This is a genomic window from Bacillus sp. OV166 (genome assembly GCF_900177675.1).
Lineage (GTDB): Bacteria > Bacillota > Bacilli > Bacillales > Cytobacillaceae > Neobacillus.
In genome coordinates this window covers 5,815,893-5,837,760 of record NZ_FXWM01000001.1, presented here as the reverse complement: position 1 = coordinate 5,837,760, position 21,868 = coordinate 5,815,893, and the positions used below count along the sequence as shown (strand labels likewise).

Sequence of the window (21,868 nt, the reverse complement as noted above, 5' to 3'; positions counted from 1 at the left end):
CAAAGCGAACGGGTGGTTCTCTAGTAAAAAAATTTGGTAAGCTCAAATAAATGTCTTTTCCAAGCAAGGGTTGGGAGTGGAACCCATGATTTTACTTTTGTGAACGAACTTTTCTTTGTACATCTCCTGGTCGGCCAGTTCGAGGATTTTTTCAAGCGTTATTTCGGTTCCAGGTTTATAGTGATAAAAACCGTAACAAGCAGAAATTGAATAAGGATTTTGATTGGTAACATTAATAACCTCGAACCCACACTTAATGTTTTTCACCAGCTGCCGGACGTCCTTCATCTGCTTTTGGAAGAAGACAATGATAAATTCATCCCCGCCTAGGCGGAATAAGACATCCACATTCGTAATATGATGGTTAATCGTGTCACAGCAAGTCTTAATTAAGTCATCACCTGTTGAGTGGCCGAAAAGATCATTGGTTATTTTCAAATCGTTAATATCAATATAGCAGATAATGAATTCTTGAGATTCTGCCTCGCCGCTCATATGCTTGCTAAGCAATTCCATCCCACTTCTTCGATTTAACACTCCGGTAAGCATGTCATATGAAGCGTGTTTAAAGAGTTCTTCCTCATTTTTTTTCAGGTCGGTGATGTCAGTGATTCCGATCAGGATACAAGCTTCGTCCAAGTAATCGATCAATTCTAAACTCAACATGACCCATTTCCGGATATCTGGAGTGATTTGTTGCTCCACACAAAAGTTTTTTATACTTTTTTGCTCTTTCAGCCGCTTCAGAATGTCGAGTTTTTCTCCGATGTTTTGAAACAAGAATTTTCCGTCTATTTGAGTCATATCGTTACCCTGGAGCTGGTAGTATTCAATGGCGTGTTTATTCATCAGCAAAATTTCATCATTCTCTAGCTTTTTAAGGATGATCGGGTTCGGATTCAGGTTGAAAAGACGTCTGAAATTTTCCTCATTCCTTTTTAGTTTCATTTTGTTTGAAAAATCATTTTTACGAAATGAATAGAATGATAGGGCAATCATGAAAGAAATGATGACGGTACCGGTTGAATTAATCAACTTTGATAAAAATGAGAAGTGCTCATGTTCGATAAGATATAAACATGTAATGAAAAATATATGTATACTCAAAAACAGGATCAATACGTTTCTAGGCTGTACAGGGAAGAAGACGGCAACTCCTAATAAAATAATGATATAGGAGTATATATTTCCAATAAATAATTGACTATTAATAGAAGAGGCTGCCCCGATTAATAAATAGAAAAGGATATAACTAGTAACAACGAACCCCTTCGAAATATTTTTATAAAAATGATAAATGAATAGAAACATAAGGGAGATGATAAGACCAATGATGTGAATGGCAGAAAGATTGAATTTAAATGTAGGGCTGCTCAGATTATTAAACAGGAAAAAATCAACGATGAAAAAACAAGGATAAGTAGAGATTAACATATAAGAAACGAGCTTAATTCGCTCAAATAATACATCGTAGTTACTGTGAATAAACTCTTGATTCGGAGAAGAATTCTTATTCTTTCTATTAAAAAGATTGATTGAAAAGGACCACAAATAGTTCACCCCTTTTTTTACCATTACCTCGAGTATTTTAGCATAGATTGGAAGGTCTGTCATAAAAAAAGCGGTGTCAGGCACTAACAAAATATGCCTATAAAATATTGGTGTCAGGCACCACTTAAAACATGAAAAAAAGCCCATTGCTTGTATGTGGACGATACAGCAATTGGGCTTTTAAGGATGTGATTTATTGGTTTAGTTTTATTTCTTCTGTTCGTTTTTCTCCGTAGATGCCCTTTGACTCGATAAATCTCTGGATTCTTTTCAGGGCTTCTTGCAGCTGTGGCATGGAGGCTGCGTAGGAGCAGCGAATATAACCTTCTCCACTTTCTCCAAACACATTGCCGGGCACGACTGCGACTTTCTCCTTCATCAGTAGTTCTTCGGCGAATTGTTCGGAACTGAGGCCAGTTGCTTTGATCGAAGGAAAGACATAAAAGGCTCCCCCAGGTGTGTGACAGACCAAGCCGATTTTATTCAAGGTATGCACGACATAGTTCCGTCTCATTCGATAGCTTCGTTTCATCGCTTCTACTTCATGAAAAGTATTCCTTAGTGCTTCAATAGCACCGTATTGGAGCATGGTCGGAGCACACATCGTCGTATATTGAAAAATTTTCAACATGACCTCCACAAATTCCTTAGGGGCAGCGAGCATGCCTAATCTCCAGCCGGTCATCGCAAAGCCTTTTGAAAATCCGTTGATTAAAATCGTCCGCTCGTACATGCCTTCAATCGTTGCGAAGCTTGTATACGTTTCTTCATAGGTTAATTCCGCATAGATCTCGTCGGAAATAACAATTAAATCATGTTTTTCAACAATTGCGGCAATTTCCTTCAGTTCTTCTTTGTTTAGGGTACTGCCCGTTGGATTGTTGGGCGAGCAAAACAAAATGGCTTTCGTTTTTTCTGTAATTGCCCCTTCTAGCTGCTCGGCTGTTAATTTAAAACCATTTGCAGGCGAGGTAGAAATGGCGATTGGTGTCCCGCCGGCAATCGAAACCAAAGGAGCATAAGAAACAAACGCTGGTTCAACAATCAGTACTTCATCACCCTGGTTTAAAATCGCACGAAAGGCAAGATCAATTGCCTGGCTAGCACCAACGGTTACGATGATTTGGTTTGTTGGATCATAATTGACTGCAAATCTTGTTCCGAGATAATTAGAGATCTCCTGCCGCAATTCTAGTAAGCCTGGATTCGCGGTATAGGCGGTATTACCTTGTTCCAGCGATAAAATGGCGGCCTCTCTAATGTTCCAAGGCGTAATGAAGTCTGGTTCGCCAACGCCTAAAGAAATCACGTCTTTCATACCGGCAGCTAAATCGAAGAATTTCCTGATCCCAGATGGCTGTAATTCTCTAGCAGTTTCAGATATATAGTGGGAGTAATCTTTTCTCATGGTGTAATCACCATTCTCCTGTCTTTCTCATCGCCGCCGCCAAAAATCACCCCATCATGTTTGTATTTCTTTAACATGAAATGGGTTGTGGTTGATATGACATTATCAATCGTTGATAGTTTTTCCGATACAAAGGACGCGATTTGATTCATGGTTTGACCTTCAATGGTGATCGATAAATCGTAGGCACCACTCATGAGGTAAAGAGATGTTACCTCTGGAAAACGATAAATTCTTTCGGCGACCTCATCGAATCCAACTCCGCGCTTCGGTGTTACTTTAACATCGATCATCGCAATGATATTTTCCTGCCCCTCGACTTTGCTCCAATCGATTAAGGCCGGGTAACTGACAATTACTTTTTCTTCTTCTAATTTTTTTATGGTGTTTCTTACGGTTTCTTCGCTGCTCATCACCATTAAGGCAATTGTTTCTTCTGAGATTTTGTGATTTTCTTCGATCAGTTTTAATATTTCGAGTTCTTCATTACTTAATTTCATCGGGTGCCTCCAAATTTATATTTCATATTATTGATTTTATAGGAGGAAGCTTTTTAACTCAAATGAAAGTGAAGTGATTATTCATTTTTTTTGACAATTAGCCTGAGCAAATGATCCTTTGGTGAAGGTAACTAGTTATATAGGACTATCTAATAACTGGTATATATTTGCTCGATTTTTCTTAAGAATCTGCTTTAAAAATTATACCGCTTTCCACTTTAACTTGGTGAAATTTGTGGAAGAGTCAGTAATGCTAGGTATTTGCATTAAGAAGATTCAGCTACAATTCGGGTTCCTTTTTGTTAATTTTATGTAAAATTTTGTAGATTCTAGAAATATATAGAATTATGATAAATTTGAATATAAAATAATGGTAGTAAAATATTTACTAATGGAAAGTGAGGGAGAGTCAGGAGCTGTAAGAGTTTTACAGCTTAGTAGTCTGCTCGTGATTTTCAAAGATTAGTAATCTAAATTTGGAGGGAATTTATCTGTGACTAAATTAGTAAACAGGTCGAAAAAGTGGATTAGCTTAGCATTGACTGCTATTTTGCTGTTAGCGATTGTGTTACCGTCTGGTGTAAGCGCGGCTGCAGAGCCTGTATCATTGGCGAAGTGGGATTTCAGTAATGGTAATCTAGTAGCTACCTCAGGAACAGCTGCGAACTTGGACAAAACATTGTCTGTAAACGGGTTGAATAAAGCTGTAGCAAGCATCTTAAACACAAAATATAAGCCAGCAATTGATGCGAAAAAAGCTAAAGCTACTGTAGTTGGTACAGCAGCAGTTGATTTAGTAGGTGGAAATCCTGCACGTACTGGGGAAACAAACCTAGGTAACTTCGTTGCTGACGGTATGCTTGCAAAAGCAAAAACAATCAACCCTAACACTGTTATTGCTTTTCAAAATGGCGGCGGAGTTCGGAAAACTCTTCGTGCAGGAAACATTACATTAGCTGATGTATTTAAAGTATTACCATTCGGAAACACATTAGGAATCATGGACTTAAAAGGTGAAGAAATCAAAGCAGCTCTTGAGTACAGTGTGAAGGATGCACCAGCTGCATTTAGCGGGTTCTTGCAAGTTTCAGGCTTGAAATTCTCTTACGACCCTACTAAACCAGTTGGTGGAAAAGTTCAAACCATTGAAGTAAAAGGTAAAGATGGTACATACACAGCACTAGACCTTACTAAGAACTATTCTGTTGCTACAAACATCATTACTGCTAAAGGCAGCAACGGCGACACAGTGTTTGCTAAAGCTTACGCAGAAGGCCGTGTAAGTGTGCCAGGCTTTGTGGATTGGGAAATGTTCAGAGACTATATTGAAGCGCAGCCAAACAAAACGGTTAATGCTCAAGTTGAAGGACGGATCACAATCGCAAAACCAAAATTCACTTTGAATTTAATGCACACAAATGACACCCATGCAAACCTTGATAATGTGGCGAAAAAAATGACCGCGATTAAGTCGGTCCGTGCCACAAAACCTGCAGCATTATTACTTGATGCTGGAGACGTGTTCTCTGGAACATTGTATTTTAATGAGTATAAAGGATTAGCAGATTTAGAGTTTATGGAACTAGCAGGTTATGATGCAATGACATTTGGTAACCATGAGTTCGATATGGGTACCAAAGTATTATCGAACTTTGTAAAAGAAGCAGATTTCCCGTTTGTAAGTTCAAACGTAAACTTTACAAATGATGCAAATTTACAATCCCGTTTCCATAACGATGTAACAACTGCTAGACCATTGGGCGGCGAAATTTACAACGGCATAATCAAAGTTGTAAATGGTGAAAAAATCGGTATTTTTGGTTTAACAACAGCTGAGACTCCAACTATTTCTAGTCCAGGAGCAGGTGTTACTTTCGAAGATTATATCCAAGAGGCACAAAAATCTGTTTATGCCCTAAAAGCACAAGGCGTTAACAAAATTATTGCTTTAACACACATTGGTTTTGATGACTCACCAATATGGGACAATGACAAAGTATTAGCTGGGGCAGTTGAAGGAATCGACGTCATTGTTGGAGGTCACTCTCATACTAAGCTTGATGCTCCTTTCTTTGATACATCAGGCGTTGAGCCAACAGCTATCGTTTCAGCCAACGAATACAACAAGTACCTCGGAACATTGGATGTAACATTTGATGCGGCAGGTAAAGTAATCGTTCCTGAAACAACTGGCAAACTTCTTGACATTGCTACGTTCGCGGAAGATGCAACTATAGCAAACATCTTAAGTACAAAATATAAGCCAGCAATTGATGCGAAGAAAGCTACTATCGTTGGTACAGCTGCTGTTACATTAGAGGGTGGGAATCCTCTTGCACGTACAATAGAAACTAACCTTGGTAACTTTGTTGCTGACGGTATGCTTGCAAAAGCAAAAACAATCAATCCTAACACGTTGATTGCCCTACAAAATGGTGGCGGAGTTCGGACAACTCTTCCTGCTGGAAACATTACATTAGCAGATGTATTTAAAGTATTACCATTCGGTAACGCTTTAGGAATCATGGACTTAAAAGGTGATGAAATTAAAGCTGCCCTTGAGTACAGTGTGAAGGATGCTCCAGTTGCATTTGGTGGATTCTTACAAGTTTCAGGGTTGAAATTCACTTATGACAGCACAAAACCAGTCGGCCAAAAAGTTCAAACAATTGAAGTAAAAAGTCAAGATGGAAGCTATACTGCTCTAGACCTAACTAAAAACTATTTTGTTGCAACCAACATTTTTACTGCTAAAGGTGGAGACGGATTCTCAATGTTTGCTAAAGCTTACGGAGAGGGACGTGTAAGTGAGCCCGGCTTTGTGGATTGGGAAATGTTTAGAGACTTTATTGAAGCACAGCCAAATAAAATGGTTACTGCCAAAGTTGAAGGACGTATTGTAAACGTAGCTCCACAAGTAGTTCCAGCAGCAACATTCAGCGGAACAGAAGCCAGCCCGAAGATATACACTGGCAATGTTATTATTGATGTAACAGGTGTTACAAAACTTGAATACGCAACAGTAAAAGGCAACCTTATCTTAAGAGGTGGCACTAATGTTGAGTTATCAACTGTAACAGTTGAAGGCGACACAATCTTTGAAGATAATTAATTAGTAAATTCCTCCAGTGCAACTGCTGGAGGAATTTACAACTATTAAAAAAGATCCAAATAATCACCGAACCCATTTAGGAGGTGCAAGGATTTGTCTAGAAAAAATAAGAAGAAATTAAATATTGTACTTGTGGCAATCATGTTTATCAGTATAGTATTACCAAACCTTTCTATTAACTCTGCCACCGCAGCCACTAAGGCCACTGATCTTTTTATCTCTGAATATATTGAAGGCACCAGCTTTAACAAGGCACTTGAGCTCTACAATGGGACAGGCGCTGCTGTTAAATTAAGCGAATATTCACTTGAAAATTATAGTAATGGTGCGACTACAACCACTTTTAAAATGTCTTTATCCTCAGATCCGTCTGCAACACTTGCAAGTGGATCAACATTTGTCATTTCTCGTAGTGATGCGGATGCGGCTATCGTCGCAAAGGCAAACTTATTAGACGCTGGTAAAACCATTATCAACTGGAATGGTGATGACGCGGTTGTTTTAAAACATAACGGGACCATTATTGATGTTATCGGTCAAGTAGGAATTGATCCTGGTACTGCTTGGGGAACAACTGTCAAAACATTGGACCAAACGATCGTCCGCAAAAGTTCCGTTACAGCTGGCGATAGTAACCCAAATGACGCATTTGATCCAGTTACTGAATGGGATAGCTTGGGTGTTAATGTGTTTACAAACCTTGGCAGCCACACCATGGATGGTGAGTCTACTCCAGTAGAAACAAAGGTTGCCAACGTAACAACTTCACCTGCTGCAGGTACAGTGGCAGCTGGAACAAAAGTATCTTTAGCAACAGCGACAGCAGACGCTAAAATTCACTACACAACTGATGGCACTACACCAACAGCAGCAAGCATTGAATACACAGCACCAATAGATATTAGTGCAGACAAGACAATCAAAGCAATTGCTGTAAAAGCTAACTTAGAAAACAGTGATGTCGCAACTTTTGCTTATACAGTTCTACAAGCAAGTACCATTGCTGAAGTTAGAGCAGCTGCGTTACAATCAAACGTTCAAACTAGCGGTGTAGTTACCGCCGTACTAGGCAGAGCAATTTATTTCCAAGATGCTACGGCTGGAATTGTGGCTTATACACCGACTAATAGCACCACGATTCTACCAGGGGATAAAATCACTGTATCTGGTAAATTAACGGAATTTTCTACGTTGCTTGAAATTGAAGCCAATCATGAAAATATTATTGTTACTGGGAAAGAAGCAGTTCCTGCAGCAGAAGTGTTAACTGCGGTTCAGTTACAAGAAAGCAAAGAAGCAAAACTAGTAACAGTAAAAAATGTAACAGTAGGGGCATTTTCTGGTGGAAACTACACAGTAACTGATATGGATGGAACAAGCTTCCAAGTTCGTCCACCAAGTTCAACTATGTTAACTACAGGTACAACTTATGAAGCGATTACCGGAGTTCTTAGTGCATTTAATGGTGTCTATCAAATAATTCCACGGAACGAAGGCGATATTTTACTAGATTCAAGCATCGTACAAGCTGTTATTGCTACTCCAGGTGCTGGATTGGTAAATACAGGAACATTAGTAACCTTAGCAACAGGTACAGCTGGGGCAACGATTCACTATACCCTTGATGGCAGTGAACCAACCACAACTAGCCCAGCGTTTACACAGCCAATTGTTATTAGTAAGGCAACAACGATTAAAGCTGTGGCAGTCAAAGAAGGAATGACAAATAGTGCGGTTGCGACTTTTGATTATATCATTCAAGATGGCCCAATTCATATCTATGATATCCAAGGCAAATCACACAACTCGCTATTAAACGGTAAAACAGTATCGGATGTAGAAGGTGTCGTTACTTATATTGATGGAACAAGCCGCTTCTTCATCCAAGACTTAGTCGGTGACGGCGATAATAGTACATCAGACGGGATCTTGGTATTTAAAACAGCACATGGTGTATCCATTGGTGACCGTGTGAAAGTATCAGGAAAAGTAACCGAATTCTACGGCGAAGGTTTTGCGGAGAAAACAACTACTGACTTAACGATTACAGAAATCGAAGCTGCAACGATTACTAGAATTGGAACAGCTCCAGTACCAGCACCAATCAAACTTGGTGTAGATCGCATTGCTCCAACAGAAATCATTGATAATGACCAATTTGCAGCCTTTGATCCTGAGGAAGATGCAATTGATTTCTGGGAAAGCATTGAAGGTATGTATGCACAAGTAGACGACGGGAAAGTTATTGCGCTACAAAAAGACGGATTAGTTTGGGTTGTTCCTGGAACATATTCAACCAACGTGAATCCTGGCGGTTTACGTATTACAGCAACTGACACGAATCCCGACCGAATTGGGGTTGATGTAAGAGATGGCTCAACAGCCAATAAATCCTACCGTGCAAAAATGGGCGACTATTTTAGGGGAGCAATTAAGGGTGTTGTGAACTACGGTTACAGCAACTATAAATTGATGGCTCAAGAATCAAGTCTTCCAACGTTAACAGAAACACCAATCGTTCGTCCGGCTACAAAAATTACACCAGCAACAGACAAGGTAACAATTGGAACGTATAACGTTGAGAACTTCTCAACCGTTACTCCAGATGCGAAGGTAACAAAAATTGCCGATGCGATTGTCACAAAGATGAAAAATCCTGACATTATCGGCTTAAATGAAGTCCAAGATAACAATGGTGAAACCGATAATGGTTCGGTAGATGGTGCACAAAGTGCGCAAAAAATTATTGACAAGGTCGTCGCTCTCGGTGGACCAACCTATGTTTATACAGAGATCACACCAGTCAATAATCAAGATGGCGGGGCACCAGGCGGGAACATTCGTGTCGCCTTCCTCTACAATCAAGATCGCGTTTCTTTAACTGCAGGAGCACCAAAAGGAACTTCAACACAAGCAGTCGGCTTTGAAAATGGGAAACTGACATTAAACCCGGGACGGATTGATCCAACAAATGCCACGTTTAATGCAAGCCGTAAACCACTGGCAGCTCAATTTGATTTCCAAGGCCAAAGTGTGATCGTGGTAGCCAACCACTTCAACTCTAAGGGTGGCGATTCGCCGTTATTCGGGAAAACTCAGCCGCCAGTATTAAGCAGTGAAATTCAACGTCATAAGATTGCGACGATTGTTAATAACTTCGTTAAAGATGTAAAAGCAAAAGATGCAAACGCAAACGTTGTTTTACTAGGAGATTTTAATGATTTTGAATTCACGAAAACGCTAGAAATAGCAAAAGGGAATGAATTGACTAATATGGTTGACTTTGTTCCTGAAAATGAGCGTTATAATTACTCTTACCAAGGGAATGCACAAGAACTAGACCAAATCTTAGTGTCCAACAATATGGCAGCTAATACAACGGTCGATATCTTGCACATAAACTCTGGCTTCATGGAAGAGCATGGCCGTGCAAGTGACCATGACCCATTGATTATTCAAACGCAATTAAAGGCTGCAGAAGTCTTACCACCAGTGACACCACCAGAATCAACAAAGGTTTACAACTTAAACGGATTCAAAACGAAGAAGTTAACGGTAAACAATGTGGGTGCTGACATTTCTGTAAGTGCAAACTCTATCATTACAGAAGGTATTGTCATAAAAGGTTCTTACGCGAAGCTTTCTGGCGAAGGCTTAAAGACTACTACGGTCATTCTTAGCCCAACCGCACCAGGTGCAGTTATTGATCTTGGCGGCTTAGTGGTAAAAGAAGTAGTCATTGATAATGCGAATATCAGTCAAATTAGAGGCGTCGAGCAGGTTCAAAAATGGACAGTGAAAGACGGCGTCGATACATCTGGCATTAAATTCACAAATGCGAGCGGAGTGGTTCTTCCTTCTCCAATCGCATCACCACCAAAAGTGAATCATGCGCCCGTAGTTTCTAAAGCCTTGCCAAATGTTTCAGTTCAAGTCGGCACACCGGTTTCAGTGAATTTAAGCGGCTATTTTGCTGACCCAGATGGCAATGCTTTAACGTACACATCAACTGCTGGTACAGTTCAAGGATCATCGTTAACAGTTCAAACTCCACTAGAAGGTACTGTCAATGTGACGGTAACCGCAAATGATGGAACAAAAACAGTTAGTGCAACATTTACGATAACGGTAACGGCTGTACCAGCTAATACTGTGGAAGCTTATTACCAAGCAGCTGCTGGAAAAACAGGTGCTGAACTGAAGCTTTCTTTACACAATATCATAAAAACACAAACAAAATTAACGTATGCGCAAGTAACAGAAGCGTTAAAGAAAACCGATGAAGATCCAAACAATCCAAACAACGTCATCCTGCTTTATACGAACCGTACGCAAGCTAAAACTACGTTTGGTTCAGGTGTAAACGACTGGAATCGTGAACATGTTTGGGCAAAATCTCATGGTGATTTTGGAACAAGCGTTGGACCTGGAACGGATATCCACCATTTACGACCAACTGACGCATCTGTAAATAGTACACGCGGACATTTGGATTTTGATAACGGTGGTAACCCTCAAGGTGAATGTGCTGAATGTTTTTATGATAGTGATTCATTTGAGCCGCCTAATCGCGTAAAGGGTGATATTGCTAGAATGCTTATGTACATGGATGTCCGCTACGAAGGTGACGGAGGCGAGCTTAACCTTGAGTTAGCTGACAAAGTGAATACGTACCCAACACCATTCCATGGCAAGAAATCCGTTCTTCTGCAATGGAGCAAAATGGATCCGCCGGATGCGTTTGAAAAGCATCGAAATGATGTCATTGAATCGATTCAAGGCAACCGCAATCCATTCATCGATCACCCAGAATGGGCAGAATCTATCTGGCCAGCAAGCTAATTAATAAACAAGAAAAAGCATCTGCAATCGGAGAGGCTTTTTCTTGTTTATTCGAATAAAGAGTTTAAGGACAATGAAGAGTGCAATAGGTAGTCAAAATAACCAATCTAATGAACATCTCTAACATTTTCACAACTCCTTCTGTGGAATTGATTATTACTATTGATATCATATCGATTGTTTATTAAGTCTGTATTTATTAAATGTAAATTTATTGTCAATTTTGTAAAAGCAGTGAAATAGGTTAACGCTGGTGTATGTCATTATAGGAACAATGGATGGAATGAAATAAAGAAAGGGCGAAATGGACTAATCTATTTTAATATTTCGCTAAATTGTTATGAAAATTGTAAATACTCTGTTAATAAATGTAAAGAATGAGTGATTCTTCTTCTTTTTCTCACAGATTTTTATATCATGAGATTGTACTAAAATTTGAAACAATCAAGGAGGAAGAAAAAATGAAGGATCTAAAAAATTGGGTGTTAGTGTTAATGGCGTCTTTCATGTTGGTAGGAGTTGCCTCAGGTTGTAGCAATACAAAAACAGATGCGGATACAGAGCAAAATCAAGATTCAGGCGATACTGGTTCCCCAGACAGCGGAACTGATCAAGAGTCAGGAAAATAAGGGAAATAATAAAAAAGTAACCAATCATAATTTACAATAAATCATGCTCTAACTGGGAAATTCGTATGTAAAAACGAAATTTCTACTGGATTAATAAGAGTAGCTAACAAGGTGACCTAAACTTTTAGGCACCTTGTTTTTTTCCTTATTTTACATGGGCATATAGACAGATGTCGACTGAGTTAAAACTACTAAACGAGAAAGACAATACTAAAATTTTCCTATTTTTCTTTATATTTCTTTAACTCTACGTAACTTCTAATTTACAAAGCGGGAGTAGGATGGAGCGTGTAAGGACTACATATTAATAAGGAGATGTTTTTATGAAACGCAAAAAGATTCTGGCAGCATCGCTGGCTACTTTGCTTCTAGGTTCAACGTCAGCCTATGCAGGTTACACACAATTTGTCGGTCCTAAGGCAGATGGAACGGCTGTTACCTCTCATGGGTGGCCCGTTACTCCGTCTGGTCAACAAGTGACGCTTGGTGATTTCCCAATGGGTGGTGTATTAAGCCCGGATCACCGCTATCTTATCGTTTCCAATGATGGACAAGGTGAACAATCGCTTCAAGTGGTTGACGTTAGCACCCAGAAGGTCGTACAGACCATCCCATACAAATCTCCTGAATCCCTCTATTTTGGGGTCGCATTTAGCAGCGATGGAAAAACAGTCTATGCCTCAGCAGGAGGGAATAACAAGATCCGTGTCTATGGATTTGAAAATGGAACGTTAACTGAACAATCTCCAATTATGCTTAAAGATAGCAGCAAAACAAACTTTTATCCTGCTGGAATTTCCGTTTCACAGGATGGAACGTCACTCTTTGTTGCGAATAATTTAAATCATTCCGTTTCAAAAATTGACCTTTCCACAAATCAAATCGTAAAAACTATCGCAGTTGGGAAGCATCCGTATGCAGTTGTAATGAGCAATGATGGGAAATCCCTTTATGTCAGCAATTGGGGTGAAAGCAGCATCAGTGTGGTCGATCCAAAAACGCTGACGATCAAAAGCACCATTCCAGTAGGGCTGCATCCGAATGCGATTATTGAAAATGCAGCGAACGGCATGATCTATGTATCCAATTCCGACAGCGATTCCGTTTCAATCATCGACACGAAACAACAAAAAGAAATCAAAGCCATTTCGCTTAGCCCATATAAAAATGCTCCTGCGGGAAGCCAGCCTAATGCTCTAATATTAAGCGAGGATGGCAAAACTTTATACGTTACCAACGGTGGAAATAACGACGTTGCGGTCATTGATCTGCAAAAAGGTGAAGTGAAGGGGTTAATTCCAACCGCCTGGTATCCAAGTGGTATCTATTTACATGATGACAAATTGATGGTTTTGAATGCCAAGGGCCTTGGTGCTGGTTCCAACCGAGAAGGCCAGTACATCGGTAATATGATGAAAGGAACCATGTCTTTTATCGATGTTCCGGATGATAAACAGCTGAAGAAATATACGAAACAAGTAGAAAAGAATAATGAAGTATATAAACCAACAGGATTCAGTGGAAGCGAAAAATTCCCAATCCCGCGCTTTGAAGGACAAGAATCACCGATTAAGCATGTCATTTATGTTATCAAGGAAAATCGTACGTATGACCAAGTATTTGGTGATATGGAAAAAGGAAATGGCGACCCGAGCTTAACCATATTTGGTAAAGATATTACACCGAATATTCATAAGCTGGCCGATCAATTCGTTTTATTAGACAATTTTTATGCGAATGCTGAAATCAGTGCTCAAGGACATAACTGGTCTACCGCTGCACAGTCCAACGACTATGTAGAGAAAAACTGGCTTGCAAACTATTCAGGTCGTAACCGCGGCTATGACTTTGAAGGAGGCAATGAAGCGGCCTATCCAAAAGCGGGATTCTTATGGACGAATGCAAGTCGCTCGGGTGTATCATTCAGAAGCTATGGTGAATTCGTCAATTATGACAAAAATACAGGAAAATATGTAGCAGCTGAAGCTAGCATGGGCAATAATTTTGACCCTGACTACCCTTCCTATAATCTTAAAATTTCGGACCTTACCCGCTTGGAGGCGTGGTCTGAAGAATTTAAGCAATACGAAGATAACGGCAATCTTCCGCAGCTGCAAATCGTTCGCCTGCCTAACGACCATACACTTGGAACAAAACCGGGTGAGTTAACCCCACAAGCCATGGTGGCACAAAACGATTATGCGCTTGGTAAGCTTGTCGATATGGTTAGTAACTCTTCTTATTGGAAGGATACTGCTATTTTTGTTACCGAAGATGATGCACAGAATGGTTGGGATTCAGTGGACGCTCACCGGACTACATCACTTGTTATCAGCCCTTACACACAAACGGGCAATGTAGACAGCACATTATATGATACAACGTCCATGCTTCGTACGATGGAAATGATTTTGGGCATGAAACCTATGACACAGTTTGATGCATCAGCGGTGCCAATGGTCAATTCGTTCACCCAGAAACCTAACTTTTCAACATTTAAGGTTGAAGAACCAACCTATCCACTTGATCGTAAAAATGGAGAAACGGCACCGATGGCTCAAGAATCTAAAAAACTAGATTTCTCAGGAGTTGACCATGCCGATTCGGAAAAATTGAACAAGATTCTATGGAAAGCTGCAAAAGGTGATAAACCTTATCCAGGCGAAAAAAAGAATAATTAAATAATGTAAGGAGGGTGACCCTAAAGCAGGGTGTCAGGCACCATTCATAAAATGCTGTAAATTCGCCACTTTTAATACAGTATTCTGTCAGTGAGACCAGACACTATGAGTCACCCTTTTATTTTTGCAATTATTAAAATTACTATTTTAAAAGGATGGTTTAAATAATGATTCGATTTATTGAAGGATCGATGAAACGGTCCGTATTGATCCTGACATGTGTGGTTCTAATTATCGCCTGGGGTGCCATGTCTGCTGTGCAGATGCAGCGGGATTACTTACCTCCGATCAACAATACTGCCCTAATGGTAACGATTCAAGCCGATCAATATCAATCTGATCAGGTCAAACAAATCCTTACCGCAAAGGTTGAGGAAGCGGTCGGATCTGTTGATAAGCTTGATTATCTGGAAACAAACTCATTTGATGGCGGTTTAATGGCGAGCCTCTATTTTCCAGGCCACACCGATATGGAAAAGGCAGAAACTGAAGTGAGGGCGGTAGTTGATAAAATTAACTTGCCGAACGGTGTGAAAACGCCGTTGATTACACGGGTCAGTACGAACTCTTTTCCGGTCATGCGAGTAAGCTTGACGAGTGCTGCCGGAAAAATTGATGAAAATCAATTACGTACATCTATTCAAGATCAAGTGGCCAATGAAATCAAGCGTGTTCCAGGAGTAAGAGAAGTACGTGTCACCGGGGCAGGGACTTCCGGATACGTGTTGACTTTGAAAGCAAATGCCCTCCAAAAATATGGGTTAACCATAAAAGACGTACAAGATGCTCTTGCTTCCATTCATCCAGAATGGCCGCAGGGAACCATCAAAGAAAAGGGCGGACCTGATGGCCAAATCTCCATGCCAATCCGTGTGACCGATTGGACTCTTAATAGTGATGACTTAAAAAGTGTAAAGATTCCTGTTAGCGGGGGGATCACAGTAAGTTTACAGGAAGTAGCAGACATTGAGAGCAGTATTGTTGACTTACAGACGATTTCTAGAACAGCAGGGCAGCCGAGTGTTCTGCTCGATGTCTTAAAGACACCTTCTTCAAACATTACCGATGTGACTGAACGAATCAACGAAAGGATTAAAGAAATACCAGAAATCAAGTCAGGAACAGTCGATCTTTCTATTCTTTTGGACCAGGGAAAAGACATAAACGCTGCTTTGAAGGGTCTGATTAAAGAAGGGTTATTGGGGATTTTGTTCTCGATCATCTGTGTATTTTTATTTTTCAGGAATGTCCGGTCGACATTGATTATTGCCTTATCCTTGCCAATTTGCCTTCTTGGTGCAACAGCGATCTTAAAAGCGATGGATGTTAGTTTGAATATCTTAACCATTTCTGGATTAATTGTTGCGATGGGCCGAGTCGTAGATGATTCGATCGTTGTCATCGATAATATGTACAGGAAACAAATGGAAAAATACAACGGACAGATATCAGCTCGGAACTTGGCTAGCGGGGTAGTGGAAATGATCCCAGCGATTGTTTCCTCCACTGCAACCACCGTTGCTGTGTTTCTTCCAATTAGTATCATCGGAGGGATGATTAGTTCGGCTTTTTCTGGATTTGCCTGGTCAGTTGTCATCGCCCTAGTGACATCTCTTGCCGTTTCTATTATTGTCGTCCCAGCGTTAGCTCACTTATTATGGAAGAAATCGCCAATAAATAAGTCGGTAGAAATGGAGAAAAGGGCGCAAAACCTTCTTCATTGGGCATTTCTGAGGAGAAAAGTGGTAGTAGGACTTGCTGTGGTGCTTTTTGCCATCACCATAGCAGAAGCCGTATTTCTGCCGGTTAACTTTTTTCCAAGAGGAAATTCAAAGGATATAGCCATCCAGGTCGAGCTCCCTGAAGGTGTGCAGCTATCTGATGTGGATGCGGAAGTAAAAAATATCGAAACCATCTTAAAAAATGATCCTGAGGTAGATACCTACACTTCGACTCTCGGTTCGACATTTACACCGATGTTTGATGATGTCTTTGATGAAGGCGGCGGTTGGATGCAAAAGCAGAATATCGCCAATATTTCAGTTGGAATCAAAGATAAAAGCGACATCGATTCATTTGTAAAAAAAATGCGCCAGCAATTTGGCAGATTATCCACAACTGCCGTCTATACCGTTTCTAATCAAAATATTTCTGGAGATGATTCCCGCTTAAAGGTCATTTTAACCGGGGCTGACCAGCAAAACCTTGCCAAAGCTAGCATTATGGTAAGAAGTAAACTTCAGATGATCCCTGGTTTAAGTATTGAAGGAGCGGCAAATGATGCCGATAAATCAATGAAACATTATCTTTCACTTAAGCAGGAAGAAATTCAACGCTTGGGTATAAATGTCGATGAAGTTCTTAATCGGATTGATCGCTATTTACCTAAAGACGTTAGGATGGATGTTTCCTCCGGTGACCTGACTACCCCAATTGCCCTTCGGTTAGACAATCAGGAAAGTCTAGTTGCAGCTGGTGACCCGGATCCTGAAAAAACGATTCTATCAAAAATTGGCCATGAAATGTTTACTGCCAAGGACGGTTCAAAGGTGTCGTTGGCGGAAATTACAACCTTGGAGACCAGTACCCAAACGGTGATCAGTGAGCGGGAAGGTCGTCCATTTGCTGCCGTGACGGGAAATATTATTACTCGCGACATTGGAAAAGTTACAAAACAAGTAAATGAAACAATGAAAGGTTTGGACCTGCCTTCTGGCATTGACTATTCGCTTGGAGGGATCTCTCAGCAAGTCAAGCAAATGGTGATTGAGATGAGCCTTGCTCTGGCCCTGTCTCTTTTACTTGTCCTGATGATTGTAAGTGCGGTTTTTCGCGGCTGGCATGCACCGGTTTCTGTGACCATGTGCATTCCTTTGGCGTTAATCGGATCGGTATGGAGCATGGCTATCTTCGGAATGGAGTGGAATCTGGCCGCATTGATTGGAATATTGATGCTCGCTGGTATTGTCGTCACCAATGGAATAGTCCTTGTCGATAAAATTGAACGTAACCTTTCAGAAGGGATGGAAACAAAGCAGGCAATTCTGTTAGGAACCTCTACCAGGGTTCGACCTGTGTTAATGACTGCAGGAACTACCATTTTAACCTTGCTTCCCTTAGCCTTTTCAAGTAACGGGAATACGATTATTTCACAAACGCTTGGTGTAGTCGTCGTGGGCGGCATGATTAGCTCGACTCTGATTAGCCTCGTGGTGATCCCGATTATGTACGATTGGCTGAGTGAAAAAGTCAGAAAAATAAAGACTAAGCAGCACACGTTATCAGCTTAAAATACTAGAAAGCAAATATCACCTGCCTAAGAAGGCCGGTGATATTTTTATTATAATGAAAGAAAGGTAGATTTTAAGAAAGAATGAAAACTAGCAATTCAAATTTACAAACAACATGATATCTTTACAAAACTATACAAACCATTAATACTCAGTTAACAAAAAAGGATTAATCTAAAACACGTAAACAACAACATAATTCATAGGGGGATTTAACGAGATGAAAAGTTTGAAAAAATTAAGCCTACTTACATTGCTAGCTGCGTTAATGGTTTTTATGGCTGCTTGTGGAGGCGCAGCTTCTACAGAAAAGACAGAAGGAACTGCGAAGAAAGAAAAAGCAAAGACTGAAGAAACAAAAGAACTTTCTGGCTCATTAAGTATTTCCGGCTCCTCGGCGATGCAGCCTTTAGTGGCAGCGGCAGCTGAAGAATTTATGGCTAAAAATCCTAAAGTTGATATTCAAGTAAATGCGGGTGGATCTGGTACAGGCTTATCACAAGTTGCTGAAGGATCCGTTCAAATTGGTAACTCAGACGTTTTTGCTGAAGAAAAAGAAGGTGTCCCAGCTGATCAGCTTGTTGACCATAAAGTAGCTGTTGTTGGTATGACTGCTGCTGTTAACCCTAAAGTAGGGATTAAAGATATTAAAAAAGCTGATTTAATTAAAGTTTTCACTGGAAAAATCACAAACTGGAAAGAACTTGGCGGTGCTGATCAAAAAATCGTTCTTGTAAACCGTCCGGACTCTTCAGGAACTCGTGCTGTATTCAATAAGTTTGCCCTTGACGGTGCAACACCTGCTGAAGGAATTACCGAAGATTCTTCAAACACAGTTAAAAAGATTATTAATGAAACTGACGGTGCCATTGGTTACCTAGCATTCTCATACTTTACTGACGAATCTGTTACACCTCTTGCCATCGATGGTGTTGAACCAACTGCTGAAAATGTACAATCTGGTGAATTCCCAGTTTGGGCTTATCAACATTCATATACAAAAGGTGAGCCAGATGAGCTTTCTAAGGCATTCCTCGATTATATGATGAGTGATGATGTTCAAAACAATTTATTAAAAGAACAAGGCTACCTCCCTGTAACAGAAATGACAGTCGAACGTGACGAAAAAGGTAATCAAAAAGATATTTAAGAATGGTATTTTTATATTCATTATGTTTAGTAGCTGATAGAGAACAAACATAACCTTTATCTAGGAGGATATTAATGAATAAGAGGAGATTAGGTAAAAGAGGTACTGCTTTCGCTCTAACACTTGCTTTAACCATTCCTGCTCTAACACCTGCAGCAGCCGCAACAAATAGTCAGGTAAAAATTGATTCCGTAAAATTTAACGGCATGCCAACACCTACAACTATAGAGCAAATGGTAAAAACGTATTCAACTGCGACGGTTGATGTAAAATACAGCAATGGAAAAGTAAAAACGTTCCCTCTATCATATAAAAGACTTTTTAAATCAGAAGATAGGATCGCTATCAATAACGGTGAATTAATTCCTGCAGGTACACCGATTGATTATTATGGGGATCCAATCATGGACACTAGTGTTCCTGGATCACCACAACCATTCGTGTCGGATGCACCTGACTCCAACAGTTTACTAAATCCGATTAACGGTAATCTCTACATGGTTACACATTATGAATATCAGACATTAGATGCGGCTGGTAATTCAGCCTATGGAATTGTTCCGGCTTCCATGTCCTTAACCACTTTAGACCAAAATAAGAAGACTGGTGAATTGAAAGCTAAAGAGGTCAAGAAAATTGATTTTTCAGAGGTTAACGGACTTTGGATTCCTTGTAATGGATCGCTTTCACCATGGAATACACATTTAGGATCCGAAGAGTATGAGCCAGACGCACGCAAGTACGAATTTGACGTGAAGTCATCGGCAAGAACTTCCGTTGAAAGCTTTTCACAGCTTTATTTCGGGGATAAATTAAAAGCAAATCCATATTTCTATGGTTACGTTCCAGAAATCCAAGTAAAGAAAAACGGTAAAGTAAAAGTTGAGAAACATTACAGTATCGGTCGTTTCTCACATGAATTAATGAAGATGATGCCTGACAACCGTACAGCCTACTTTGGTGATGACGGCGGAAATACCGGTATGTTCATGTATGTAGCCGATAAAGCGAAAGATTTATCAGCTGGTACATTATACGCGGCTAAATTCGTCCAAACTGGGACTGAAAATGGCGGTTCAGGAAATTTAGAATGGGTTAAGCTAGGACATGCCAATGATAAGGAAATTCAATCGATCATTGACAACGATATTAAATTCAGTGACATTTTTGAAACGTCTGATACTGCTCAACCAGGTTTTAAAGCGATTAAACAATATTCCTATGGCCAAACAGAATATGTAAAACTTAAGCCTGGTATGGAAAAAGCGGCAGCATTTCTTGAATCACGCCGCTATGCAGCGTACCTTGGTGCCACTACTGAATTCAACAAAATGGAAGGTGTCACTTATAACGCCAAAGATAACAAGGTGTATATCGCTATTTCCGACCAAAGCGGCAGCATGGAAAAAGACAGCACAGGAAAAGATCCAGTTGATGATATTCAATTACCTAAAATTAAGTCCGGTGCAACATATCAATTAGATTTAATGAGCGGTCAAAAAGATAACAGCGGCCGCGGCATTCTTAGTAAATATGTAGCTACAACGATGTCAGGTTTACTTGCAGGTGAAGACCTTGCAACGGCTGATGCTTTCGGTAATACAGCGAATGTAGATAAAGTAGCAAGTCCTGATAATTTAAGCTACTCTGAAGAAATGAAAACCTTATTTATTGGTGAAGATAGCAGTAAGCATACGAATAACTATGTATGGGCTTATAATGTCGATACGAAAGAGTTAACACGTATTTTATCGAACCCAGCAGGAGCGGAATCCACTGGATTGTTCGCAGCGGATGATCGGAATGGTTTCTCTTATATTATGAGTAATTTCCAACATCCTGGAGATGAATTAGATGCTAAAGCTATTACTGCCGTTAATAAAGAAGATTTAAAGAAAGCAATGGAAACAGAAATTGGTATTGATAAAACAGGCGGTGTTGGTTATATCTCTGGTCTTCCGTCATTTACGAATATGCCGGATTTCACAGCTCCCGCGGCTCCAACAATTAACCAAGTAACGGATCAATCAACATCTGTAACTGGGAAAGCAGAAGCGAATGCAACGGCTAAGCTTTATGTAAATGGAAAATATCAAAAGAGTTCCACTGTTGATAAAAATAGCAATTATAAATTTGTAATTGCTAAGCAACATGCGGCAACAGAAATAAAGGTTACTGTGACGGATGAAGCCGGGAATGTAAGCACTGCAAAGAGTGTTAAAGTTGTTGATAAGACAGCCCCTGCTAAACCTTCAGTAAATAAAGTAACCTCTAAGACTACTATTATTACAGGAAAAGCTGAAATTGGCTCAATTGTCTATGTTTATAATGGAAAAACATATGTAAGCAACGCAGTTGTAGATGCAAAGGGAAATTACAAAGTCAAAATTAAAGCTCAGAAAAAACGTACTACCTTGACAATTTTTTCTAAAGATAAGGCTGGTAATAAAAGCAATTCTGTCTCCATTAAAGTAAATTAGGAACAATTACTCAAACAAACACTTGTTACCTTATCTAGATTGGCCTAAGAATAATCAACATGAAAAAGCCTTAATTCCGTTATGTACAAGGAATTAAGGCTTTTTTAATTTTTAAATATTGTTCATCTCTAAGCTGGGTGTCAGGCACCATGTGAAATTTTCACATGGTGCCTGACACCCTTCATTTTTTTCTTAAGGATAAGTTAAGGAACCGACAAGATAATA

At 40.0% G+C, this 21,868-nt stretch carries 10 protein-coding genes; 7 read left to right on the top strand and 3 right to left on the bottom strand.

Annotated elements, in window-relative coordinates; all coding sequences use genetic code 11:
- Positions 1 to 42 precede the first annotated feature (42 nt).
- From CCK98_RS28650 to CCK98_RS28640, 3 genes are all read right to left on the bottom strand, one after another.
- A complete protein-coding gene (locus CCK98_RS28650) occupies positions 43 to 1,551 on the bottom strand; it encodes a GGDEF domain-containing protein (RefSeq protein ID WP_179195960.1) in 1,509 nt (502 codons plus the stop codon).
- Positions 1,552 to 1,744: 193 nt separating this feature from the next.
- A complete protein-coding gene (locus CCK98_RS28645) occupies positions 1,745 to 2,959 on the bottom strand; it encodes an aminotransferase (protein ID WP_088089704.1) in 1,215 nt (404 codons plus the stop codon).
- On the bottom strand, positions 2,956 to 3,459 hold the full coding sequence (locus tag CCK98_RS28640; RefSeq protein ID WP_088089703.1) for an Lrp/AsnC family transcriptional regulator: 504 nt from the start codon (positions 3,457 to 3,459) through the stop codon (positions 2,956 to 2,958). The genes CCK98_RS28645 and CCK98_RS28640 overlap by 4 nt, the downstream gene beginning before the upstream one ends.
- A gap of 493 nt (positions 3,460 to 3,952) precedes the next feature.
- Here CCK98_RS28640 and CCK98_RS28635 point away from each other — a divergent pair, with 493 nt between their 5' ends.
- From CCK98_RS28635 to CCK98_RS28610, 7 genes are all read left to right on the top strand, one after another.
- On the top strand, positions 3,953 to 6,571 hold the full coding sequence (locus CCK98_RS28635; protein ID WP_256942477.1) for a 5'-nucleotidase C-terminal domain-containing protein: 2,619 nt from the start codon (positions 3,953 to 3,955) through the stop codon (positions 6,569 to 6,571).
- Positions 6,572 to 6,664: 93 nt separating this feature from the next.
- The gene (locus tag CCK98_RS28630) at positions 6,665 to 11,413 is read left to right on the top strand and encodes an endonuclease (protein ID WP_088089702.1); all 4,749 of its coding nucleotides are present in this window, start codon (positions 6,665 to 6,667) and stop codon (positions 11,411 to 11,413) included.
- Positions 11,414 to 11,874: 461 nt separating this feature from the next.
- Positions 11,875 to 12,042, top strand: coding sequence for a hypothetical protein (locus tag CCK98_RS35710; protein ID WP_179195959.1), 168 nt, complete (start codon positions 11,875 to 11,877; stop codon positions 12,040 to 12,042).
- Between the two features lie 323 nt (positions 12,043 to 12,365).
- Positions 12,366 to 14,723: a bifunctional YncE family protein/alkaline phosphatase family protein gene (locus CCK98_RS28625; protein ID WP_088089701.1), complete on the top strand. Its 2,358-nt coding sequence runs from the start codon at positions 12,366 to 12,368 to the stop codon at positions 14,721 to 14,723.
- Between the two features lie 167 nt (positions 14,724 to 14,890).
- Complete coding sequence (locus CCK98_RS28620) at positions 14,891 to 18,013, top strand: efflux RND transporter permease subunit (RefSeq protein WP_088089700.1); 3,123 nt, start codon at positions 14,891 to 14,893, stop codon at positions 18,011 to 18,013.
- Between the two features lie 220 nt (positions 18,014 to 18,233).
- Complete coding sequence (locus CCK98_RS28615) at positions 18,234 to 19,163, top strand: phosphate ABC transporter substrate-binding protein (RefSeq protein ID WP_088089699.1); 930 nt, start codon at positions 18,234 to 18,236, stop codon at positions 19,161 to 19,163.
- Between the two features lie 74 nt (positions 19,164 to 19,237).
- On the top strand, positions 19,238 to 21,643 hold the full coding sequence (locus CCK98_RS28610) for an Ig-like domain-containing protein (protein ID WP_142292204.1): 2,406 nt from the start codon (positions 19,238 to 19,240) through the stop codon (positions 21,641 to 21,643).
- The last annotated feature ends 225 nt before the right edge of the window (positions 21,644 to 21,868 follow it).